Consider the following 23,759-nt stretch of genomic DNA (forward strand, 5'->3'; position numbering starts at 1 on the left):
CTGTCAAAATACGTTTAAAACAACAGCACCCGGCGCCCTTCCAGCTTCACGCGGCCGGCCGCGAACCACGAGACGACTTCCGGATACAGCAGACGCTCCTGTTCCTGAATGCGCAGCTGCAGCTCGATCGCCGTATCGTCGGCCGTCACTTCGACGGCCCTCTGGGCGATGATCGGCCCCGTGTCCATGCCTCCGTCGACGAAATGCACCGTCGCCCCGCTTAGGCGAACGCCGTGCTCGACCGCTTGGCCCGCCGCGTCTTTGCCCGGAAAAGACGGCAGCAGCGACGGGTGGATATTGATCATCCGTCCCGCGTAAGGCTCGACGAGCACATCCGTAATCAGCCGCATATAGCCGGCGAGCACGACCAGGTCGATCTTCGCTTTCGCCAACTCGCCGAGAATCTCGCGCTCGTAGGCTTGGCGCGATTCATAGTCTTTCGGCGAAAACGCAAACACCGGCACACCTGCCGCCCGGGCACGTTCCACGGCCTTCGCTTGCGGCTTGTCGGAGACGAGCAGCGCGATCCGAGCGCCCAGACGTCCCGATTGCGCCGAGTCCAGCAGCGCCTGGAAGTTGCTGCCCGATCCGGACGCGAATACCGCGATCCGGTACGGCCGCTCCGGTCCTTCGCCCTGCGCGAGCGCTTGTTCCAGCTCCAGCAGCTGCGCGGCCGGATCGCTCTCCGCGCCGGGAGCTTCGCCGGGTTCCGAGACGGCCGGAAGTCCGGGCGGCGTCAGCGGATCAACCGACGGATCGGCGCCCGGAGCGGGGATGCCGCCCGGGGTAACGGGCTGCGGAACGTCAGGAACAGGCACGCCGCCTGGCGTCACCGGCTGGGGAATGACCGGGTTAGGCTGCGGATCAGGCGCCGGTACTGTTGGTTCCGGATCCGGCAGAGGTATCGTCGGCACTGCGGGCTCGTCGGGCAGTGCAGGCATCGGGCCGGGTTTTTGCGGCACCTCTTCTTCGGAAGCGTTCGGCGTAGGACCTAAGCCGAGCGGCCGGGCGGATACGCTGTTCAAGCTGTCCGTCAAAGCAGCCGATTCCGCTTGACCTTGCTCGATCGGCGTTTGGAATCCGTCGGCCGCCGAAACGGCGTCAGTGACCGTCCGCATCTCCTGTTCGCCGCGACTCATTGCGCGTTACCCGAGAAGGTCACGGCTTTCTCGCCTTCCGTGACGCGGCCGATCAGGTACGCGGATTCGCCCGCTTCCTGCAGTTGGCGCAGCGCTTCTTCCTTGTCGGCTTCGGCGACGACGAGCACGAGGCCGATGCCCATATTGAACGTCGTGTACATGTCGCTGTCCGAGATATTCCCTTTGGCCTGCATCAGGTCGAAGATCGGCAGTACCGGCCACGTGCCGCGTTGAATCTCGACGTTCACGCCTTCCGGCAGCATCCGCGGGATGTTCTCGATAAAGCCGCCGCCCGTAATATGCGCCATGCCTTTGACTTCGATCGATTTCAGCAGCTGCAGCACCGGCTTGACGTAGATCTTCGTCGGCTCAAGCAGCGTTGCGCCGAGCGTGCCGCCGAGTTCCGCCACTTCGTCGGTCAATTGGTAGCCGTGCTGCTCCAGCAGCAGCTTGCGCACGAGCGAAAATCCGTTGCTGTGCACGCCGCTCGAAGCCAGCCCGATCACCGCGTCGCCCGCCGAAATCGACTGGCCGCTGATGATTTTCTTTTTGTCGACGATGCCGACCGTGAAGCCCGCGATATCGTACTCGCCTTCGCTGTACATGTCCGGCATCTCCGCCGTCTCGCCGCCGATCAGGGCGCAGCCCGACTGCAGGCAGCCGTCCGCGATGCCCGCGACGATGTCTTCGATTTTCTCCGGCACCACTTTTCCGGTCGCCAGATAGTCGAGGAAGAACAGCGGTTCCGCGCCCTGCACGATAATGTCGTTCACGCACATGGCGACCGCGTCGATGCCGATCGTGTCGTGCTTGTCCATCGCGAACGCGATTTTGAGCTTCGTGCCGACGCCGTCCGTTCCGGAGACGAGCACCGGCTCTTCGTAAGCGTCTTTGTTCAGACCGAACAGCGCGCCGAACCCGCCCAGATCCGTCATGACTTCCGGACGGAACGTTTTCTTGACGTGCTTTTTCATCCGCTCGACCGCTTCGTTGCCCGCCGCGATATCGACTCCGGCATTTTTGTAGGCTTCAGACACAACCGACACATCCTTTGTAATTAAATTAGGTTTGTTGGAGAAGCTGGGGCGCTGCGGGGGAAATTCGTTAGCATATGCTTCCGATGTGCCTTTCTTCGAAAGGCTTTAGTTCGCTGTCTCACTCGGAAAGTACGATTAAATTTTCAGCGGAATCTTTCCGAGTTCAAAGGCGTCTTTCACTGAATTTCTCCCTCCGCTGTCGCTTCCTGAAACCTTTTAATTTCAGATCCAAGCTGCGCTTGGATCTGAAATTGGGGTAGTTAAAAGATCTTTTCAATTTCATCCGAAAAAGACATACCTTCAAAGAAATAATTACGCTATAAACAAACTTGTATGAGAGAAGCTTTTAATGATGCATTGACCGGCCCTCTAAAACCCGAACCAACAGCTCCAGGTTTCCAACGGCTGTTCTCTGCAACTTCAGTAATAGCGGGCCTACACATTTGCTTCTACCCTCTTCACTAACACCAATCCTATATCCTTACTCCTTACGGCTTCGGCAAAGCCAAGCCCAAGCTTCTAGCCCTACCCGCTTTTTCACCGAGGAGAAAAAGCGGCCCTTCGCTCCCTCTACCCCTGCCCAAAATCGGGTGCGGGGCGGCTGAAGATGCGCCAAGGTAAGCGGAGGGTAGAGGGAGCCTGAAGAAACGAAGTGGTCGCCTTTGAAATCCGATTCCCGCCTCTAACTAAGTTATTTAATGAAGGAATCGGATTGAAACAGCGATCGGAAGGCCCCTCTACCCGCAGCGACCTCCCACCGCACCTCCAGCACCCGCATCAACACCCGCACCCAATTTTTTCATCCCCGCCGAAATCCACCTGCGTCGGATAATCGTTGTCGAAGCAGGCCATGCACAGTCCGCCTTTGTACGATTCCCGGTCGTCGCCGTCGACGGCTTCGATCAGTCCTTCGTAGCTGAGAAACGCCAGCGAATCCGCGCCGATCTCCTCGCGGATCTCTTCGACGGTACGCATCGAAGCGATCAGTTCGCGGCTGTCGGGCGTGTCGATCCCGTAGAAGCACGGGTTTTTGAACGGAGGCGACGTGATGCACACATGCACTTCCGTGGCGCCCGCTTCTTTGAGCAGCGAGACGATGCGGCGCGAAGTGGTGCCTCGCACGATCGAGTCGTCGATCATGACGACGCGTTTGCCGTCAACGACGCGGCGCACGGCGCTCAGCTTCATTTTGACGCCCTGCTCGCGCAGTTCCTGGCTCGGCTGGATAAAGGTTCGGCCGGTATATTTGTTCTTGATCAGACCGAGTTCGTACGGGATACCGGTCTGCTCGGCATAGCCGATCGCGGCCGAGATACTGGAATCCGGTACGCCGGTGACGATATCGGCATCGACGAACTGCTCGCGTGCCAGCACGCTGCCCATGCGTTTGCGGGCGGAGTGCAGGTTCGAACCGTTCATGTCGCTGTCCGGGCGGGCGAAGTAGATGTATTCCATCGCGCAGAGCGCTTTGCGCTGCATCGGGGTAAACCGGTCTTCGCGCAGCCCGTCTTGATCGAGAATGAGCATCTCGCCCGGACGGACGTCGCGCACGATCTCCGCGCCGATCACTTCCAGCGCGCACGTCTCGGACGTGAAGATGTACGCGTCGCCGAGGCGGCCCATCGTCAGCGGACGCAGGCCGTTCGGGTCGCAGGCGACCAGCAGCTTGTCATGCGTCAGCAGCATAAACGCGTAACCGCCGACCATCCGGTTCATGGCGTCTTTCGCCGCTTCGACGAAGTCTTTCGGCGAGCGGGCGATCAGATGCGCCACCACTTCCGTATCGCTCGTCGTCTGGAAGATCGAACCGCTCTCTTCCAGCTCGCGCCGGATTTCCGGCGCGTTGACGATATTGCCGTTGGTGGCGACGGCGATGTCGCCGCCTTTGTATTTGAACACAAGCGGCTGGGCATTGGTCAAGCCGCCGCCCCCGCTCGTCGAGTAGCGAACGTGCCCGATCGAGTTATTCCCCTGAAGACCGGCGAGCGTATCCTTGTCGAAGACTTCTTTGACAAGGCCCAAACCGCGATGATAGTTGAAGTGATCATGCTGGCTGACGCAAATCCCCGCGCTTTCCTCTCCCCGGTGCTGAAGTGCATGCAGGCCGTAGTAGGACAGGGAAGCGGCGTCCGGGTGTCCGTAGACCCCGAACACGCCGCATTCTTCGCGCAGCGTGTCAAACGGGTCGATCTGACCCGCTCCCTCGTTGTAGTAATCCCCGGTCCACAGCGGCTGCTTTACTTCATCAGACATGGAATCGCATCCTCCCAGACGTGTTTGAGTGTATGAATCTCTTCGCTGAGCACTTCCTTGCCGTCCACCGTGATATGCAATTGCAGACCGGATACGCGTCCGATCTTCGCCGCAGGCACGCCGTGCGCGTGAAGGCCGCTCAGCAGCGCTTCCGCGTTCTCGGGCGTCGTCGACAGCAGGATACGCGACTGGCTTTCGCTGAACAGCGCGAAGTCCGCCCGCAGTCCCGCTTCGCCGATCTCTTCCGTATGCAGGCTCACCTGCGCGCCGAATCCGCCGCCGATGCAGCTTTCCGCCAGCGCAACCGCAAGGCCGCCGTCCGACAGATCGTGCGCCGAACGGACAAGGCCGCTTTGGATCGCTTCGAGCACGCCGCCGAGCAGCTTTTTCTCGACCGCGAGATCCAGCTGCGGAGGACGTCCTTCCGTCACGCCGTGGATCACCTGCTGGAACTCGGTTCCGCCGAGTTCGGCGCGCGTGAGTCCCGTCAGGACCAGAATATCGCCTTCGCCTTTGAAATGCTGCGTCGTGATATGGTCCACGTCGTGCACGAGGCCGACCATGCCGACGACCGGCGTCGGATAGATCGAGCCTTTGGCGTTTTCGTTGTACAGGCTGACGTTGCCGCCGATGACCGGCGTATCGAGTTCGCGGCACGCTTCCGCCATGCCGTCGACCGCTTTTTCCATCTGCCAGAAGATTTCAGGCTTCTCCGGGCTGCCGAAGTTCAGGTTGTCCGTGATCGCAAGCGGCTCCGCGCCGGAGCAGACGATATTGCGCGCCGCTTCGCTGACCGCGATACGGCCGCCGACTTCCGGGTCGAGGTAGACGAAGCGTCCGCTGCAGTCCGTCGTCATCGCAAGCGCTTTGCGCGTGCCGTCGATCGTTACGACCGCCGCATCCGAACCCGGGCGCACGGCCGTGTTCGTCCGCACCATGTAATCGTACTGCTCGTAGACCCACGCTTTGCTCGCCACGCTCGGGGAACCCAGCACTTTTTTCAAAGCGCCGCCAAGATCCGTCACTTCGTTGTAAGCCGTCGTGTCGACCAGCGCGTTCTTCGCGTAGTAAGCCGGTTCGCTTGAAGGCTTGTCGTAGATCGGGCATTCGTCGACCAGCGCGTTCACCGGCATATCGCCGACGACTTCGCCGTGGTGCAGCAGCTTGAGGCGGCCGTCGTCCGTCACTTTGCCGACTTTCGCGCAGATAACTCCCCAACGTTCGAAGATTTCCATCGCCTGCGCTTCGTCTTTGGGCTCGACGACGAACAGCATGCGCTCCTGCGACTCCGACAGCATCATTTCGTACGCCGTCATGCCTTCTTCGCGCTGCGGCACCTGATCGAGGTACAGCTCCAGACCGTTGCCCGCTTTGCTCGCCATTTCGGAGCTGGAGCAGGTCAGACCCGCCGCGCCCATGTCCTGGATGCCGACGACGATGCCGCTGTCGATCAGCTCGAGGCACGATTCCATGACCAGCTTCTCCATAAACGGATCGCCGACCTGTACCGCCGTTTTGCGTTCCTGCGATTCTTCCGTCAGCTCTTCCGACGCGAACGTCGCGCCGTGGATCCCGTCGCGTCCTGTTGGAGGGCCGACGTAGAACACCGGGTTGCCGATGCCTTTGGCCACGCCGCGCTGAATCTTGTCGTGGTCGATCAGGCCGACGCACATCGCGTTGACGAGCGGATTGCCTTCGTAGCTCTCGTCGAACACCACTTCGCCGCCGACCGTCGGGATGCCGATACAGTTGCCGTATCCGGCGATGCCGCTGACCACGTGTTCGAACAGGTATTTGACGCGGTCGCTCTCAAGCTTGCCGAAGCGCAGCGAGTTCAGCGACGCGATCGGACGCGCGCCCATCGAGAAGATGTCGCGGATGATGCCGCCGACGCCTGTCGCCGCGCCCTGGAAAGGCTCGACCGCCGAAGGGTGGTTGTGGCTTTCGATCTTGAACACGACCGCCTGGTTGTCGCCGATATCGACGATGCCCGCGCCTTCGCCCGGCCCCATCAGGACGCGCGGCCCGGTCACCGGGAATTTGCGCAGCAGCGGCTTCGAGTTCTTGTATGCGCAGTGTTCCGACCACATGACGCTGAAAACGCCGATTTCCGTGTAGTTCGGTTTACGGCCGAGAAAACCGCAGATGAGCTCGAACTCGCTGTCCGATACACCCATCTGTTTGTAAATTTGCTGATCCGCGATTTGCTCCGCCGTCGGTTCTTTAACGGACATTTGCTGCGTCATGTTGTTCCCTCCAAGCGTTAATGATCGATGTGAACATCTTTTTGCCGTCCGTCGTGCCCAGAATCTCGTTCACGGCGCGTTCCGGGTGCGGCATCATGCCGAGTACGTTGCCCGCTTTGTTCGTCACGCCGGCGATATCGTCGACCGAACCGTTCGGGTTGCTCTTGTAGCGGAACGCGATCTGGTTGTTGCTGCGCAGCTCTTCAAGCGTAGCTTCGTCGCAGTAATAGTTGCCTTCGCCGTGCGCGATCGGAATGACGATTTCTTCGCCGGCTTCGTAGTCGCGGGTGAACGGCGTAGCGTTGTTCTCCACCTTCAGTACCGTATCGCGGCAGGCGAACTTCATGGACATGTTGCGGCGCAGCGCGCCCGGGAGCAGTCCGGCTTCGGTCAGGATCTGGAAACCGTTGCAGATGCCGAGTACGAACTTGCCTTCTTCGGCCGCTTTCGCCACTTCGTTCATGACCGGAGCGAACCGCGAGATCGCGCCGCAGCGCAGGTAATCGCCGTACGAGAAACCGCCCGGGACGATGATGCAGTCGTAGGGAGTCAGGTCGGTCGCGGTATGCCAGACGTAATCGACCGGTTCGCCAAGCACGTTCTCCACCGCTTTGTAACAGTCGATGTCGCAGTTGGAACCGGGAAACACGAGGACTGCAAATTTCATCGGAATTAACCCTCCAGTTCGTAGCGGTAGTCTTCGACGACCGTATTGGCCAGCAGCTTCTCGCACATCGATTTCACGCGTCCTTCGGCTTCTTCTTGAGTCACGTCGCCGAGTTCGATCTCCATATACTTGCCGATGCGCAGGCTTTCCACTTCGTTGAAGCCGAGCGAGTGCAGCGCGCCCTGCACGGCAACGCCCTGCGGGTCGAGTACGCTTTGTTTGATGGTAACGTAGACTTTGGCTTTCATGGATATCCTCCTGGATAAGCCCTTCCCGAATCTTTTGGCTTGTCGAAAACGTCGGCGGGATCGGGAAGTCGGCTGTGTAATGGTGTTGGTTTGCGCGGCGAGCCGCTTTCGTCCCTGACGGGACACGCTTGGACGACGGAGCACAATAATCCGGCAAACGCCGCCTGATCAAAGCGAATGTGATCATTTTGAACACTTTTAAGCTCTAAAATCGATTTACGCGCTCAAAAGTGATCATTTCGACTACTTTTAGCGACGATCTCGTTCATTTCAGACTGCAGACGGATAAAATATTGCTGTTTTGAATACTTTTTCTCCATGGAGCCTGCATTTCGCCAGAACTGTGTTCAATATGATCACATTGGCTTGAATACCTGCCGGCTGCAGCTGCCCTACATCTGCACCGCAGCCCTATCAGCCTACAGCCCCATCAGCGGTTTGCCGGTCAACCGCTCGTAGATGCCGAGGTAGCGCTTCGTCGTTTCTGCGACGACCGCCGCGGGAAGCGGATCGGGCGCGCTGTTTTTGTCCCAATCGGTGCTCGACAGATAGGCACGTACCGGTTCTTTGTCCATGCTGTCGATCTCGACGTCGAGCTTGTACTTGTCTTCCGCCCAGAAGCGGGAAGAATCCGGCGTGAAGATCTCGTCGATCAGGATGACTTTGCCGTCGACCAGGCCGAACTCGAATTTGCAGTCGGCGAGAATGATGCCTTTCTCCGTGCAGCGCTTGCGGGCGAAATCGTACAGCGCGAGACTTTTCTCCCGCAGTTCGGCGGCCAGGCCGGCTCCGACGAGTTCTTCCATTTTGGAAAAAGGAATGTCTTCGTCATGCCCGACGTCGTTCTTGGCGGCCGGCGTGAAGACCGGTTCCGGCAGCCGGTCGTTTTTGCGCAGGCCTTCCGGCAGTTCGATGCCGTTGATACGGCCGTTCGCCTGATACTGCCGCCAGCCGCCGCCGGTAATGTACCCGCGCACGACGCATTCGATATCGATGCGTTCCGCTTTGCGGGTGACCATGATGCGGCTTTTCAGCGCCAGCGGATCTTTGGCAATCGGACCAAGCTTCAGCACGTCCGTATGGACGACATGGTTCGGAAGCAGATCGGCGGTTTGGTCGAACCAGTAGGCGCTCAGGCTGTTGAGCACGTCGCCTTTGAACGGAATCGCCGGATCGAGCACGTAGTCGAACGCGGAGATCCGGTCGGTCACGACGATCAGGTAATGTTCGCCGAGGTCGTACAGCTCGCGTACTTTTCCTTTATAGAGCAGCGGCGCGTCCACCAGATGTTCCGCGGTGGACAGGGCCTGCGAAGATACGAACATGATTGCTTTTCCCCCTTAACAAACGGATGGGTACGCCGGGCCCGGCTCTGTTCGCCCGGGTCCGACGATCCTTCTACAGCCTATTCGTTCAATCCGAGCTTCGCGAAGATCGTGTCGACATGCTTCAGATGCCAGGCCGGATTGAACGCGTCCTCGATCTCTTCCGCGCTCAGCACGTCGGTGATCGCCGGGCTTGCCAGCACGATTTCCTTGAAGCTGCGCTGTTCTTCCCACGCCTGCATCGCTCTCGGCTGGACCGTGTCGTACGCCTGCTCGCGGCTCATGCCGGAGTCGATCAGCTTGGTCAGGATGCGGCCGGAGAACGGCACGCCGTACGTGCGCTCCATGTTGCGCTTCATGTTGTCCGGGAACACGGTCAGGTTCTTGATGATGTTGCCGAACCGGTTCAGCATGTAGTTGAGCAGCATCGTGGCGTCCGGCAGGATGACGCGTTCCGCGGACGAGTGCGAAATATCGCGTTCGTGCCACAGGCCCACGTTCTCGTACGCCGTCAGCATATGGCCGCGAATGACGCGGGACAAGCCGGAGATGTTCTCGCTGCCGATCGGGTTGCGTTTGTGCGGCATCGCCGACGAGCCTTTTTGTCCTTTGGCGAACGCTTCTTCGACTTCGCGGAATTCGCTTTTCTGGAGCGCGCGCACTTCCGTCGCGAACTTGTCGAGCGACGTCGCGACCAGGGCGAGCGATGCCATGTATTCGGCGTGGCGGTCGCGCTGAAGCGTCTGGGTCGAGATCGGAGCGGCTTTGGTACCGAGCTTGGCGCAGACGATTTCTTCCACGCGCGGATCGATATTGGCGTATGTACCGACGGCTCCGGACATTTTGCCGTACTGCACGCCGTCGGCGGCATGGCGGAAACGCTCCAGGTTGCGCTTCATTTCTTCGTGCCACAGCGCCATTTTGAGACCGAAAGTCGTCGGTTCCGCATGTACGCCGTGCGTGCGGCCCATCATCGGCGTGCTCTTGTAAGCGATCGCCTTATCCTTCAAAATTTCGATAAAATTCAGGATATCGCGTTCAAGGATCTGATTGGCCTGCAGCAGCAGGTAGCCGAGCGCCGTGTCCACAACGTCCGTCGAAGTCAGGCCGTAATGGACCCATTTGCGCTCGTCGCCGAGACTTTCCGAGACGGCACGGGTAAACGCGATCACGTCATGGCGCGTCTCCTGCTCGATTTCGTAGATGCGGTCGATGTCGAAAGTCGCATTTTCGCGAATTTTTTTGACATCTTCCTGCGGAATGACGCCCAGTTCGACCCAGGCTTCGCAGGCGCAAATTTCGACTTCCAGCCACGCTTTGAATTTGTTTTCTTCGCTCCAGATGCTGCGCATTTCCGGTCTGCTGTAACGTTCGATCATAAGGGGTATAGCCTCCAAAGGATAAAATTTGAGTTCCGGCGCGGTTCGGCGGTACCGTTCACTAAAAGGCAGCCGCGGTGCGCGGATCTTCTTCCATTATATAGGGCGAATCCGCAAGGATGCGCATCGTCTCTGTTCATTTACGTCAAAAATGGATCCTGCCGCGTTATCCCACCGGCCAGATGCCGGCTTCGTCGATCCAACGCAGCGCGTCGGCCGTATCGCCGCAGAGCAGGTTGATGTGTCCCATTTTGCGGCCGGTCTTCGCTTCGGCCTTGCCGTAGAGATGGAACTTCGGCCGAACGGCCTCCGTGCCGAGACTGCCTGGAGATAACATCAGCTTCGTCACGCCGTCCAGATGTTCGCCGAGGACGTTGACCATGACGACCGGCGTCCGCAGTTCGGGACTTCCGAGCGGCAGCCCGCAGATGGCGCGAACATGCTGCTCGAACTGCGAAGTCGTGCAGGCTTCCATCGTGTAATGGCCGGAGTTGTGCGGCCGCGGCGCAACTTCGTTCACGTACAGCCGACCGTCTTCGCCGTAGAACATCTCGACGGCGAGCAGCCCGACCGCGCCGAAGGATTCGGCGATGCGGGCGGCGAGCCGCTCCGCTTCGGCGAGAACGTCCGCCGGTACCCGGGCCGGCACGATCGAAGCGTGCAGGATGCCGCCGCGGTGAATATTTTCCGCCGGCGGGAACGTGCTCGTCTCGCCGAGCGAACTGCGCGCCGCGATAACCGAGATCTCGCACCGGAACGAGACGAACTGTTCCAGCACCAGCTCGGCGCCGGTGACAGCCAGTGCCGCGTAAGCCGACGCGACTTCGCTGCGGTCGCGGATCACGAACTGTCCCTTGCCGTCGTAGCCTCCGGTTGCGGTCTTGAGCACGCACGGCGTGCCCAGACGCTGCACCGCCGCGTCCAATTCCGCTTCGCTCTTGACCTCCGCGTACGGGGCAACCGTCGCGCCCGCCGCTTCCAGCGCCGCCTTCTCGCGCAGGCGGTGCTGCGTCGTGTACAGCAGCCGGCTGCCCTGCGGCACGTAAGACCGCTCTTCGAGCAGAGCGGCTACTTCCGCGTCCACGTTCTCGAACTCGTACGTGATCACATCCGTACGCCGCGCGAGCTCCGCCGCCGCTTCTTGGTCGGAGTAGGCGGCGACGATCTGCGCCGCCACCTGCCCGCTGGGGCCGTCCGGCGCCGGGTCCAGCGCCACGAACCGGTAACCGAGCGGCGCTCCGGCCAGCGCCATCATGCGGCCCAGTTGGCCGCCGCCCAGCACGCCGATCGTCGCGCCCGGCGCGATCACGCGAGCCTGTTTCCCGCCGTCTGCGCTGCGCTCCACCGCCGCAGCCTCGCCCGCCGTGCCCGGTTGCCGCCCGGCTTCCGCCGCTCCGCCTTGTGCCTTTCCGTTCATGCCTTCCGTCATGGCAGCTCCGCTTCCAGCACTTCGCGCTCGATTCTCGCGCGGCGGGCCGAGACGCGGTCCATCACCGCGTCGTCGAAAGCGCCGACGATCTGCGCCGCCAGCAGTCCGGCGTTGATCGCGCCGGCCTTGCCGATCGCGACCGTCGCGACCGGAATGCCGCCCGGCATCTGCACGATCGAGAGCAGCGAATCCATGCCTTTGAGCGCGGCCGACTGGACCGGCACGCCGATGACCGGCAGCGGCGTTTTGGCCGCAACCATGCCCGGCAGATGCGCCGCGCCGCCCGCGCCGGCGATAATGACCTTCAGGCCGCGTCCGCGTGCCTGCTGGGCGTACTCGAACATCAGATCCGGCGTACGGTGAGCCGAGACGACCTTTTTCTCGTACGGAATTTGAAGTTCCTCGAGGATCCGACAAGTGTGCTGCATCGTTTCCCAATCGGATGTGCTTCCCATGATGACCGCTACCTGCAAAGACATAATTCACGCTCCATATCGATCGATTTAAATAGAAAAAGTCCGGTACTTCCTCAAAATCGCAATGATCTCTCGGGAATCCGGACTCGGAAAAAACGGGATTGGCCTGCTCTTCCCTTGTCCGCCAGGACAAGCACAGACGAAAACGCGCGTTACGCGGCCTGCAGAAGCAGGCGGGAAGCGGATTCTCGTCCGGGAAAAACAAGAGCGGGGGCCGGCTGTCGACGGTTCGGGAATCGGAACCTTAGACAGCCTCAGGCGGCAGGTCAACAGCCGCCGTGCCTATCGTTTATTCCGTAGTCCGGGAATTTACGGTTCCCGGGTAGATACTTCCGGGCCCTATTCCCGGCGTTATACGGTGAATGTTCAGTTCGTTTCGAAGACGCGGTGACACGCGCCCGACTTCTGTTCCAGTTTAACAATTCCGTACATGCCGTGTCAAATTAAAAACCGAACATTTTAAAATGGTAAAATCCGAATGTTCGCTTTTTCACTTCAACCAAGCAAAATATGAACAAAACCGCCTTCCGTAACCCGCTGTGCGCCGAATTTGTAAATTTCATGCAGAATAACGCTCCGTCGCTCCGCGTGCTCCAAACGTCAAAAGGCCCGAAAAACGCAGCGCGTTTCCCGGGCCTTCCCTTCTCGTTTTTGCCATGCGGCTTCACGAGGCGGGCATATTTCGATTTACTTCACGACCAGCACCGGAACACGGGCCTGCTGCACCACGTTGTGGCTGACGCTGCCGAGCACGAATTCGCGAATCGCACCGAGACCGCGGCTGCCGATGACAATCAGGTCGGCATCCAGCTCTTTGGCATATTCGAGAATCAGCACGGCAGGCGCTCCCTGGCGCATCTCGATCCGTGCATCCACTTCCGCTTCGCGCAGGCGCCGACGCGCTTCTTCCACGGTCTGCTCCGCGAGGTCGAAGAACTCTTTGTTGACGCTGCCCGGTACCGGCGCAATGCCGTCTCCGACGAAAAAGCGCGGGTAATCGTAAATATGCAGCACTTCCAATACGGTGCCGGGCGAAGCTTTCGTCAGCGCTGCCGCGCGGTCGAGTGCTTTGTTCGACGCTTTGGAACCGTCATAGGCCACCAGAATTTTGGAGAACAGCATAATCAAGCACCTCTTTCTTCCTTTCGAATTCGGAATCCTTCCGGTTCTGCCGGATCTTCCCAACCGGACATCCGTTCCTCTTCATTATTACCCTTTCGAAAAGAAAACTCAAACGTCCTTGCTTGCTTTTCCGCCTTTTCGGCTTTTTATCGGTTCAACCAGTAAAACAAAGTTCCGTATACGGCGATATTGAGCAGCAGAAGCGCCGGGACACCGAACTTGAACGAATTGTGCTGCGTTTTGTGCCGCTTGTTGCGCATCGCCAGCCAGATTCCGGGCGCTCCCCCTGCAGCCGCCCAAATAAACAGCGTGCGTTCCGGAACCCGGCGCGCATTTTTCCTGGCCCGGCGCTTGTCCGACGCCATTACGGCGTAAGATCCGATATTGAGGATCAACAACCAGGCCGCAAGCGCCGGATCCGCCCAGGGAATCGTAAGAGCCATGATTTATTCCACCCCGTTTCCGTACAACCCGTTTCTTTCCGACAAAGCGGCTCCGTTTCGGCCTTTTTCACGCCTACCGGAACCTCCGTTCAGATCCATCCTTTTTCCTCCACCAGCTTTACGGCTTCGATCCGGCTTTTGACGGCCAGCTTGCCGAGCGTCTCGGAGATATAATTGCGTACCGTGCCGTATGACAAATGCAGCTGCTCCGCAATTTCTCCGGCGCTGCTGCCGCCCGCGGCCAGACGCAGAATTTCCTGCTCGCGCGGCGTCAGCGGATTCTCTTCTCTCATACTGCCGAACACAAGCTCCGGCGATACTTCGCGGTGGCCCTGCATCACGCGGCGAATCGCTTCGGCCAGCTTCTCGATCGGCTCGTCTTTGAGCAGATAGCCGCGGATATCGGCTTTGACCCCGCGTTCAAAATAGCCGGGGCGGGCGAAGGTGGTCAGGATGACCACTTTGCACGGAGACCCTGCGGCTTTCAAACGCTCGGCCGCGTCCAGACCGCTGACCTTCGGCATCTCGATATCCATCAGACAGACATCGGGCTTGAGAGCTTCGATCAACCGCAGCGCTTCTTCGCCGTCTCCGGCTTCGCCGACCACTTCGATATCGTCTTCCAGACTGAGCAGCGAAGCCATCGCTCCGCGCAGAAGACGCTGGTCTTCGGTTATTATAATACGGATCATCCTATTCCGCCTCCTTGCCCGGATCGCACAACTACCGGGATCTTCACGTTCAAAGCCGTGCCCCGGCCCGGCCCCGGCGCAAGTACAAGCGTACCTTCGATCAGCGCCAGACGCTCACGCATCCCCTTGAGTCCGTTGCCGCCGCCTACATTTTCCAATCCGCTGCCTTCCCCCTGATGTTCCTGTCGCCCTTCCCTTTTCCCATAGAGTCCAATGCCATCGTCTTCGACCTTCATCTCGATCTCTGATCCGCTTTGATTCAGCGTAATCGTACAGCTTTGCGCCCGGCTGTGTTTGACGATATTCGTCACCGCTTCTTTTAGGCACAAACTGAGAATATTCTGGGTCATATCCGAAACGCCCTCTAACCTTTCTATCCCTTCCACATGCATCATGATCTCCGCCGTGCGCAGCATCTCCCGGGACTCGATCAATTCCTCGTTAAGCTTGATCGCCCTCATCTCCGAGACCAGCTCGCGCACCTGACGCAGCGCGGCGCGCGACGTCTCCTGAATTTCTCTCGCTTCATGCTGCGCGCGCTCCGGATTTTTGAGCGCGAGACGTTCCACCAGCTGGCTTTTGAGCGTAATCAACGACAGCGTATGGCCGAGCGTGTCGTGCAGGTCCCGTGCAATCCGCATCCGTTCTTCCTTTTTCATCAATTCGCCGATCTGCTCGTTGGCCGCGGCCAACTGCTGACGCAGTTCAATCTGCCGATTAACCGAACGAACAGCAAAAGGCATCGCCGCCAAAATAATGAAAAAGGGGATAACCGCCATAATATCTGCGATCTCAAGCGTTCTCGTCGAAAACAAAAGCGGGACAACACCCAGGGTCAGCAGCAGACCAAGGAAAACGAAGAACGTTTTTCGACCCCGAATCCATCCGACAAAAAAAGAGCAGTACAGCCCGAGATACAAGTTGCCGATGTCGCCCAACAAAGTGAATATCGAGGTCAGCAGCATCATAATCAGCAGCAGAGCGTTGAATCCCCGGTCGGTTTTGGCCCAGTAAATCTGCCGGTAAACGACAAGGAATACGGCAACCAGTATGTAGATGAGCAATTTGACCGAGTCTGGCTTGCCCTGAAGACTTACGATCGGAAAGATCAGATACATCAGAAAGATATAAGGAACGATTCCGAACCTTTTAGGCAGCCGAAACCAGGTTCCGATATTTTTCATCGCTTGCTTACACCGCCTCCTGTTTTTTTCTTGCATATCCCGATACTACCATAAAAACAACCAGGTAGCCGAGCAGAAGAAGTACGCTGAGCGCAGAAGGGCTTCCGCCCGCCGCGATCGACCAGGCTCCATCGCCGTAATTGTAGGAAGGCAGCCATTTCCCGACCCGCTGCACAGCCTCCGGCATGATCTCGAACGGCATCCACAGCCCGCCGGAGATAGCAAGTCCCATATACAGAACGTTGCTGATCCCGTTTGCCGTGTCTACCTTTTTCATGCAGCCGATCAGTCCGCCCAACGCCAGGAAAGGCAGTGAAGCGACAACGATCCACAACCCGGCCATCAGCCACTGTGCCGCGCTCAGATGAACGCCGTTGATCAGCCAACCCGAAGTGAAAATCACGATAATGCACAGCAGGTTAAGCAGCAGTTGAGCGAACATCTTGCTTGCGGCATACACGGCACCGGGCAGCGGGGTCGTACGCAGAACGGTCGACCAGCCTTGCGTCCGCTCCTGCACGAGCCGGAGGCCAAACGTCATCACCGATGTGCCCATCACGCTGAAAGCGGCCATCGACATCAGATAATGCGCCTGCCATTCTTTCAGATCCGGCATGTTTCCGTTCAAGATCCGGGTGAAGATAAAGTAAAACAAAATCGGCATCGCCAGGGACCAAAAGACGAAATAAGGATTGCGAAGAATCCGCAACATTTCCGCTCTGCTTTGCATCCATAAACTCTTCATGATTAGATCGCCTCCTGGGTATCGACTTGAGCATGTGTTCCCTGAGTAAGCTGTTCAAAAGCCGTATCGAGACGCCCGACATCAATCCGAATATCCCGGATGCCCAAATTCGATTCGATCAGGGTTCGCAGCACCGCGTCGGTATCTTCGGCTGTAACGATAATGCGTCCACCGGACTCGGTGACCTCTACTTCCGCTTCCATCCGCATGCCGAGCAGCCCGGCTGTCCGTTTCTGCCAATCGGTACCCGTCGCTTCCGGGAGGAAGGAGACGCTTCGCTTGACCAAGGTGCGCTTGATTTCATCCGGCGTTCCGTCGGCCACCAATTTCCCCTGATCGAACAGCAGAATCCGATCGGCTTCACTGTCCGCTTCTTCCAGATAATGCGTCGAGAACAGTACGGTCCTGCCCTGCTTCGCCAACTTCCGGACTTCTTCCCAGAAACGGCGCCTCGCCGTCGTGTCCAGACCGACCGTCGGTTCGTCGAAAAAAAGCACCTCCGGATTGCCCGCCATCGCCAGAGCAAAGCCTAGGCTTCGTCTTTGTCCGCCCGACATCTTCTGTCCGCTCCGATTGAGATCCGCCGGACTCAAGCCGCTCAGGCGGATCAGATCCTCCCGGTCGGCCGGTCGGCTGTAGTAGCTGCGAAACAGGTCGATCAGCTCTCTGCCCTTCAGCCCGTCCATAACGGCAACCTCCTGCAGCATGACGCCGATCCGGTCGCGGATGCTCCGATCCTCCGGTGACCCGCCCAGCAGATTCACGCTTCCTTCGCTCGGTTGAAGCAGTCCCAGCATCATCGACAGGGTCGTCGTTTTCCCCGCTCCGTTAGGCCCGAGCATTGCGGTTATCGTTCCTTTTTCTATCGTAAAACTGACTCCGTCGACCGCTTTTTTGTTTTTGAATGTCTTGACCACGTTTTTCAGTTCGATTACCGCTGTCATGGGATCGCCTCCGCTTGTTTGGTTTGCCGCTGTTCTTGATGTCTTTATCTTACGGAAATCGCACGCGCGGGATCAGTATGGACTGTCACGGGTTTTGGGTGACAGTTGTCAGGCGGATAGGGAGACGACGGATTTCCGACCTGCGCTCCGCTTGGTTTCCTCCCCTTCATTTAATAAAAGCATCAGAGGAAGGGGAGGAAATCCAAAGTCGCTTCGGTTCGGAAATCCGTCGTCTCCTAGGTGGGGTGGAGGAGGAAGACTTAAGGCTTCAAGATTTGAAGGCCTACTCTCGAGAGTAAAAGATTAAGGGCAGGGGATTCGAGAGCGCAGTCAAGGACTGCTGTCGAATCGGAGGGCGGAGAGCAGGAAAAGACCGCAGCGGGAGGGCTGCGGTCAAGAGGGAAGTTATGCACATGTGGATAACGTTTGGGAATCTGCTTTTTTTGCGAGTTATTCGAGTGCTGTGGGTAAGCTGTTCAGAAGTAGTCGGGCAGGTAGGGGGTACGGGCCGGAATCAGCGCATCCAATCTCGCTGCGGCAGCTTCGGAGGCTGACAGCAGGCCGAAGCGCTGGAGTTCGGAAGGACGGCGGTAGCCGAGCAGGAACGCAGTCAAGATACCGATCGTAACGGAAACGGTCGGGAGCGCCGCAAGAGCGGGATTCGCCGGCAGTTCAGGATCGCCGGAGACCAGGAAAGGTTCAAGGCGCGCCGATCCGTCGGTCGACACGGTCCAGATCCATCGGCCGTCGTTCCAGGGAGCATCCCGGTCTTCGATCTGCAGGGCGAACCGGGTGTCTCCCTCGCTTTCGGCGGACGGCGCAAACGGATAGGCTTCGATAAACGCCGCCGCATCCACGATCCGTCCCATAAAGTACGGCTCGATCTCCTGCTTAATCATCGGATCGGGCAGCAGCAGCGGCAACGGATCGTCGACAGGCAGTTTCACCTGCACTTCTTTTAATTTGGAATCGTGGTTGACGATAAAATCCCACAATCCCTGCCGCGCCGTCTCGTTCAGCCAGAAGATTTCTTCCGTGATCCATTTGCGTTCCTCGATGGCATACAGCACGTATCCTTCCGCTTCGCCCGCTTCATTGTAGTAGACGGCCGTGTACGGAATCCCGTTCATGACCCTCTGCTCCCACCAGCTGCGGCTGCGAACAAGGGGTCCGTTGTAACGCCGGATTGCCCGGTCATAAACAGACTGCAGAATATCCAGATCGCGCACCTCGCGTACGACGCGTCCGGGCACATTTTGACAAGCCGGCAGTTTATCCACAGGGATCGTGTAATTTTTATTGTCCGTAAACAGTTCCCAACCATACTTGCGGTAAAAAGAAATGGAGAACGGGTGCAGATACGAAACAAGCTGTCCGTCCTTTCTCATTTCTTCAAGGGCGCGGCGCAGAAGCCGGGATACCATCCCTCTGCGGCGTTTCTCCGGCCAGGTTGCGACTCCGGCGATTCCCCCCATTCGAACAGGTCTGCCGTGGATATAGACTTCAAGCGGAATAAGCAGCAGTTTGGCACAAAGCTCGTGATCTTCGAATACGCCCCAGACCTTCTCTTCTCCGAAGCGTTCGCGTCGTTCCTCCTTTTGCTGTTCGCTCAACGTATACAAAAAGGCATACTGGGACAACTCGATATTGGCATCGAAATCCCGTTCGGTCAGCAGTCTGATTTCCATTCCCCGATCTACCCCTTTCGCGTGACGATCCTGTTGGTTTCTTTTGACTCAAAAAGGCACTCTTGTTCTTTCTCCGCTTGGCCCCGAACTCCTTCCGCATTCTCGACTTCATCCACTTCTCCCTCTGTCTTTTCCATATAAAAAAGACCCGTCCATGGGCTGGAAGGGTCTTAACTTTGAAGCAGCCGTTTGTTTAAGAGCTTTTGGCTAGGCGCGTTTGGAGTTGTCGATGATCCGGTCAATCACGCCATACGCCAATGCCTCCTCGGAGGACATAAAATAATCCCGGTCCATATCGCGTGCAATCCGCTCGACCGGCTGGCCCGTATGTTCGGCGGCGATCCCGTTCAACCGCTCTCGCGTCCGAATGATGCGCTGTGCGCTGATCGCAATATCGCTGGCCTGTCCCTGCGCGCCTCCATGGGGCTGATGGATCATGATCTCGCTGTTGGGCAGCGCGCAGCGCTTGCCGGGAGCTCCGGCCAACAGCAGAATCGCTGCGAAAGACGCCGCCATTCCCGTACAGATCGTATGCACATCCGGCTTCACGTGACGCATGGCGTCGTAAATGGCAAACCCCGACGTCGTTACGCCTCCGGGACTGTTGATATAGAAGTAAATGTCTTTCTCCGGATCTTCCGCTTCGAGCAGCAGCAGCTGTGCGGTAATGCTGTTGGCCACCTGGTCTTCGATCGCAGAGCCAAGAAAAACGATCCGGTCTTTCAACAGCCGGGAATAAATATCGTATGAACGTTCTCCGCGACTTGTCTGCTCCACGACATAAGGAATAAAAGTACTCATTGGCAGTTCCTCCTTGTGACAGCGCATAGGCGCTTTTGATGAAAAACAGCAGTTCCCCGGCGGCTTCCGAGAAGCACCGTCAGGCAGCCGCCCGAAAACAAAATAACGAAAGTTTTTCGGCGCCGCTGACAAGGCTGTTGGTTCTGCCGGAAACTTCTGCCGAACCGAGCCGCACGGCGCATCGGGCAGCTCCAGACGCTTCATCGGCGCTTCCTCCGTTTCTGAGAAGGAGCAGCGCCCGAACATCCTGCAGTCGGATCGCTTCCAGATAGGCGAATACAGTCCGCTCCCCTGCCTCATCCTGATCGATATCTGCCGGTAAGTCCCGTGCCTCGTTGTCGCCGCGCTGCCGGTCGTCCAGTTTTCTTCTGGCCCGATGCAGGGACGCTTTTACGCCGCCTTCCGTCGTTCCCAGCAGTTGGGAAGTTTCCGCTGCCGTAAAACGCAAATATTCCATCAGGAGATAGATCGTGCGCTGTTCGGGTGTCAGTGTTCGCACGATTCGTTCCGAAGCCGACCACAGCCGAAGCGGATCGGATTCAGGCTCTTCTCGCAGGAGGTTGGACATCGCTTTTTCTGTTTCTTTCCCTTTTTTCCGCAGGCGATCGATCCAGGCATGGTAAGCGATACTGCGCAGATAAGACCGGTTCCAGCTTCGTTTTTGTTCCCGATAGACAGACCAGGCTCTCAGCCATGTTTCCTGCAGCAGATCTTCGCTCTCCATTTTGGATCCGGTCAGAAATCGGCAGTATTTGGTCAATGACTCTCCATGCTCTGCGATCAAGTCCGAGAACAGGTCCTTGTCGCCTGCTGTATGCGGGGCAAGCCGCGCTTCGGGATTTTTCTCGCGCCGCTGCTTTTTCGTATCCGTCCTTTTCACTTGCTCCCCTCCCTTTTGCCGGATTCATTAACTTAAACGAAAAAAGCTCTGAAAACGATACTCTCTCTTTTTATTTTATTCTTTTCGAAGAATTTTGTTTCGCTGCTGATTGATACGGGTATACCACTATATAAAGATTTTTAAACAAACGGAAATGCTTGAAACACAGGCGCGGCAGGCAGCTTTGAATAACGGGATATCGGCATAAAAAAACGGGGACCAGTTGCAGCTGGTCCCCGCGAATCGAATCTTTGTGAGAGAAGATTGGATGAATTATATATTTCCAAATGAACAAGTGTTACTCATTTGAAAATATATTAAAAGCCGATGTTATCGATCAGTTTGATGATCCCGTTCTTGAAAGTTGTTGCCGCGCCGTTTGTGTTGACCAAGGTGTTGCGCTCAAACTTGACGTTCTTGATCGTTCCGTCTCCCCATACGCCGATGCCGCGATGCGCGCCGTCCGTAATGGTGTTGCCAATGAACTCGACGTTGTCGATCGTGCCGGTCCCTCCGTAAACCAGAATGTTCGGATGGTTTTGCGGTTCTTGAATACCGGTATGGTGAACGGTATTGTTCAAGACTTTGACGCGATCCACGTTCAGCGTATTGTAAGATCCTTCGACCGAGATGTAGATGCCGGCCATCATGGTGTCTGCCACTTTGTTATTTTCGATCGTCACATCAACTCCGCCTACTACCGAAATTCCGCGAGCTTTCGAGAAGTTTCCGATCGTATTTCCACGAACCGTAATGTTAGTGACCGGTGTTGGACTTGTACCGTAGCTGACAACCGCGATTCCGTCGTCGCCTACTCCCATAACCGTATTGTTTTCGACCGTAATATGATGGGTTTCCGTTGTCATGTGGATTCCGTCCGCTCCCGTATTTTCAACGGTATTGTTGGAGACCACACCATTGTTGGAACCGTAAGCCATCATGATTCCCGCCGTACTCGATTTGCTGACATAGACATTATCGATGACAAAGTTGCTTGCGCTGCGGACCGTAATGTTGTTTTTGTCATGCGCTCCGTTTCCTCTGGCAATCGTCGTCTGATAAGCGTGCTTCAGATTGCGAAGCTGTACGCCGCTGCCTTTGAGGTCGATCGATCCGCCATCCGGATTGGTGGACATGAGCACCGTCGATTCCTTGCCTGCGCCTTCCATACGAATACTGTCGATGGTCAGGATGCGGCTCAGTGTAAACTCGCCCGCAGGAATGAACAGTGTTTTTTTCTGCTCCTTGGCCGCTTTGGCCGCTGCTACAAATGCCGCATAATCGTCTTTGCCGTCATTGGCCACAGCCCCAAAGTCCGTAACGGACAATCCGACAGGTACCGGTGTCGGCGTTGGTACCGGCGTTGGCGTTGGCGTCGGTACCGGCGTTGGCGTTGGTACCGGCGTTGGCGTTGGCGTCGGTACCGGCGTTGGTGTCGGCGTCGGTACCGGCGTTGGCGTTGGTGTCGGTACCGGCGTTGGCGTTGGTGTCGGTACCGGCGTTGGCGTTGGCGTTGGTACCGGCGTTGGCGTTGGTGTCGGTACCGGCGTTGGCGTTGGCGTTGGTGTCGGCGTCACTGCGGCTCCCGGGGTAAACGAAATGCTTGGATTCCACAGCGTTTCGTCATCCTGGGTGGTGCCGTTTTTATTCACGATAAAAGAGATCACGGTTCCTGCTTGTACCGGAACAGCGCCCACATTTTGCGGCTTGTCTCCTGTTCGCGTAGTAATCAGCCCGTTCCAGAGTACCGTACTGTCTTTTTGAACGCTGGCTACAATACCGTCGCCTTTATTGCCGCTTTTTTTGACGATCCCTGTAATCTCGATAGTTCCGGGTCCGGGTGCAGTCCATCTACGGACAGCATCCGTAGTATCGCCCGGATACTGGGCACTGGCCGAAATCCAAGGAAAGCCTGCCGGAGTACTCCAAGACTTTTTGACGCTGTCATAAGTCAGATCGGAGTAAGTGCTTCCTGCTCCTTGTTTATAATACCAGCCTTTCAGGCCCTGTGAAGTTGTACTAAAGTCCGGCGAAGCCTTATAGATTTCCGAAGTGGCCGCGTGAGCTTGACCCAGCGACCCCACGCCGCTTCCGAGCCCCAAAGACAATGCTGCAATCGCAATAATGATCTTGTTTCTTTTCAAGATGTATCCCTCCAAATGTTGTTTAAAAACCAGAAAAGTGAACGAGACGGAACGACTGCCTCACTGTGGATCTCGACCGTGCTTAGGTAGCCTTTATATAAAAGGAGTTCATTGGGTAGTCACTGCTTCAGCGGTACTGTCGATTGAATATGCATGTATATTCATTCCGAAGTTGTATGATCGCCCTGAAGCGTTGCGCTTATATTCTATATATCGACGACATGGTTCAAGAAGTTACAGTATTGCAGTTTATCGAATCGAAAGACCCAGACTTTTGGAAAAAGCCCCTGCCTCATCCACAACTAAAGTCCGGGTTCCCTTTTTAAAAACGATGCTTTTTTTCCTTTTCCATTCCATTTCTGCCTTTAAAAGAATAAAAAATGGTAAATCAGCTTGCTTAGTTCTGCCTTGTAAGTAGTGTAAGCAAAAGAATAGGTTTTTTCAGAAAATTAAAATTGGTATTCAAAACAAAAGTGAAAATAATTACAATATTCTATGTCATAGGAACAGACTAGGAACACCCAAGAAGAGGAGAGGCAAAATTAGGAACTCTATTCGGTGCAAAAGAGAAATTGGTCCTGTTCATAACTGTATATATATTCATGGAAGACATTTTTCTAAGTAAATTACAGTCATGAATGGGTCTTGGCGGATGAGAGTAGGAAGTGGCTCCGAGGGTTTTTATGCGCTGTTTTCAATTGTGGATAACGTAAGATCTTCCAGATCTACTTCTCTTAGACTGTCCACACCAACTTCTTTCGTATATAAAGTTATTCAAGCGATGTGGAGAACCTGTCTATAAGAAAAGAACACAACAAAAAAGCCTTTACCGCGATCACAGTAAAGGCTTTTTCTTTTCGGCTTGGCAGCTTCCTACTCTCCCGGGACCCTGCGGTCCAAGTACCATCGGCGCTAGA

General features: G+C 57.0%; 20 protein-coding genes and 1 riboswitch. All 20 genes read right to left on the reverse strand.

What is annotated here, in order from left to right; translation table 11 throughout:
• Positions 1-14: 14 nt before the first annotated feature.
• The 20 genes from purN to HOP44_RS22810 all read right to left on the reverse strand — a co-directional run bounded on the left by purN (position 15) and on the right by HOP44_RS22810 (position 22,842).
• Positions 15-656 carry a phosphoribosylglycinamide formyltransferase gene (purN, locus tag HOP44_RS23285; RefSeq protein ID WP_172254247.1) on the reverse strand — a complete coding sequence of 214 codons (642 nt, stop codon included), beginning with the start codon at positions 654-656 and terminating at the stop codon, positions 15-17.
• A 479-nt stretch (positions 657-1,135) separates the two neighbouring features.
• Complete coding sequence (purM, locus tag HOP44_RS13550; protein ID WP_172254162.1) at positions 1,136-2,176, reverse strand: phosphoribosylformylglycinamidine cyclo-ligase; 1,041 nt, start codon at positions 2,174-2,176, stop codon at positions 1,136-1,138.
• Between the two features lie 777 nt (positions 2,177-2,953).
• On the reverse strand, positions 2,954-4,429 hold the full coding sequence (gene purF / locus HOP44_RS13555; protein WP_172254164.1) for an amidophosphoribosyltransferase: 1,476 nt from the start codon (positions 4,427-4,429) through the stop codon (positions 2,954-2,956).
• Entirely contained in the window at positions 4,414-6,675 is a 2,262-nt protein-coding gene (gene purL / locus HOP44_RS13560) for a phosphoribosylformylglycinamidine synthase subunit PurL (RefSeq protein ID WP_281367794.1), read from the reverse strand. The genes purF and purL overlap by 16 nt, the downstream gene beginning before the upstream one ends.
• Positions 6,653-7,342: a phosphoribosylformylglycinamidine synthase subunit PurQ gene (gene purQ / locus HOP44_RS13565; protein WP_172254166.1), complete on the reverse strand. Its 690-nt coding sequence runs from the start codon at positions 7,340-7,342 to the stop codon at positions 6,653-6,655. The genes purL and purQ overlap by 23 nt, the downstream gene beginning before the upstream one ends.
• Positions 7,343-7,347: 5 nt before the next feature.
• Positions 7,348-7,590, reverse strand: coding sequence for a phosphoribosylformylglycinamidine synthase subunit PurS (gene purS, locus HOP44_RS13570; protein ID WP_172254168.1), 243 nt, complete (start codon positions 7,588-7,590; stop codon positions 7,348-7,350).
• A 419-nt stretch (positions 7,591-8,009) separates the two neighbouring features.
• Positions 8,010-8,915, reverse strand: a complete 906-nt coding sequence (locus HOP44_RS13575) for a phosphoribosylaminoimidazolesuccinocarboxamide synthase (RefSeq protein WP_172254170.1) — start codon at positions 8,913-8,915, stop codon at positions 8,010-8,012.
• Between the two features lie 80 nt (positions 8,916-8,995).
• Entirely contained in the window at positions 8,996-10,294 is a 1,299-nt protein-coding gene (gene purB, locus HOP44_RS13580; RefSeq protein ID WP_172254172.1) for an adenylosuccinate lyase, read from the reverse strand.
• A 166-nt stretch (positions 10,295-10,460) separates the two neighbouring features.
• The gene (gene purK / locus HOP44_RS13585; RefSeq protein WP_216667581.1) at positions 10,461-11,723 is read right to left on the reverse strand and encodes a 5-(carboxyamino)imidazole ribonucleotide synthase; all 1,263 of its coding nucleotides are present in this window, start codon (positions 11,721-11,723) and stop codon (positions 10,461-10,463) included.
• Positions 11,720-12,202 carry a 5-(carboxyamino)imidazole ribonucleotide mutase gene (purE, locus tag HOP44_RS13590; protein WP_172254174.1) on the reverse strand — a complete coding sequence of 161 codons (483 nt, stop codon included), beginning with the start codon at positions 12,200-12,202 and terminating at the stop codon, positions 11,720-11,722. Before purE ends, purK begins: the two co-directional genes overlap by 4 nt.
• A gap of 274 nt (positions 12,203-12,476) precedes the next feature.
• A riboswitch (purine riboswitch) is annotated at positions 12,477-12,578 on the reverse strand.
• Positions 12,579-12,886: 308 nt separating this feature from the next.
• Positions 12,887-13,321, reverse strand: a complete 435-nt coding sequence (locus tag HOP44_RS13595) for a universal stress protein (protein ID WP_172254175.1) — start codon at positions 13,319-13,321, stop codon at positions 12,887-12,889.
• Between the two features lie 146 nt (positions 13,322-13,467).
• Positions 13,468-13,764: a DUF1294 domain-containing protein gene (locus HOP44_RS13600; protein WP_172254177.1), complete on the reverse strand. Its 297-nt coding sequence runs from the start codon at positions 13,762-13,764 to the stop codon at positions 13,468-13,470.
• Positions 13,765-13,853: 89 nt separating this feature from the next.
• Complete coding sequence (locus HOP44_RS13605) at positions 13,854-14,456, reverse strand: response regulator transcription factor (RefSeq protein ID WP_172254179.1); 603 nt, start codon at positions 14,454-14,456, stop codon at positions 13,854-13,856.
• Positions 14,453-15,640, reverse strand: coding sequence for a sensor histidine kinase (locus tag HOP44_RS13610; protein WP_172254181.1), 1,188 nt, complete (start codon positions 15,638-15,640; stop codon positions 14,453-14,455). Before HOP44_RS13610 ends, HOP44_RS13605 begins: the two co-directional genes overlap by 4 nt.
• A gap of 7 nt (positions 15,641-15,647) precedes the next feature.
• Positions 15,648-16,385: an ABC transporter permease gene (locus HOP44_RS13615; protein ID WP_172254182.1), complete on the reverse strand. Its 738-nt coding sequence runs from the start codon at positions 16,383-16,385 to the stop codon at positions 15,648-15,650.
• A 2-nt stretch (positions 16,386-16,387) separates the two neighbouring features.
• A complete protein-coding gene (locus tag HOP44_RS13620) occupies positions 16,388-17,329 on the reverse strand; it encodes an ABC transporter ATP-binding protein (RefSeq protein WP_172254184.1) in 942 nt (313 codons plus the stop codon).
• 476 nt (positions 17,330-17,805) lie between these two features.
• A complete protein-coding gene (locus HOP44_RS13625) occupies positions 17,806-19,017 on the reverse strand; it encodes a GNAT family N-acetyltransferase (protein ID WP_172254186.1) in 1,212 nt (403 codons plus the stop codon).
• A 207-nt stretch (positions 19,018-19,224) separates the two neighbouring features.
• Positions 19,225-19,818 carry an ATP-dependent Clp protease proteolytic subunit gene (locus tag HOP44_RS13630; RefSeq protein WP_172254188.1) on the reverse strand — a complete coding sequence of 198 codons (594 nt, stop codon included), beginning with the start codon at positions 19,816-19,818 and terminating at the stop codon, positions 19,225-19,227.
• A 79-nt stretch (positions 19,819-19,897) separates the two neighbouring features.
• Complete coding sequence (locus tag HOP44_RS13635; RefSeq protein WP_172254190.1) at positions 19,898-20,698, reverse strand: sigma-70 family RNA polymerase sigma factor; 801 nt, start codon at positions 20,696-20,698, stop codon at positions 19,898-19,900.
• A 317-nt stretch (positions 20,699-21,015) separates the two neighbouring features.
• Entirely contained in the window at positions 21,016-22,842 is a 1,827-nt protein-coding gene (locus tag HOP44_RS22810; RefSeq protein WP_246369784.1) for a right-handed parallel beta-helix repeat-containing protein, read from the reverse strand.
• Positions 22,843-23,759: the final 917 nt, after the last annotated feature.

Source organism: Saccharibacillus deserti (genome assembly GCF_013618475.1).
Lineage (GTDB): Bacteria > Bacillota > Bacilli > Paenibacillales > Paenibacillaceae > Saccharibacillus > Saccharibacillus deserti.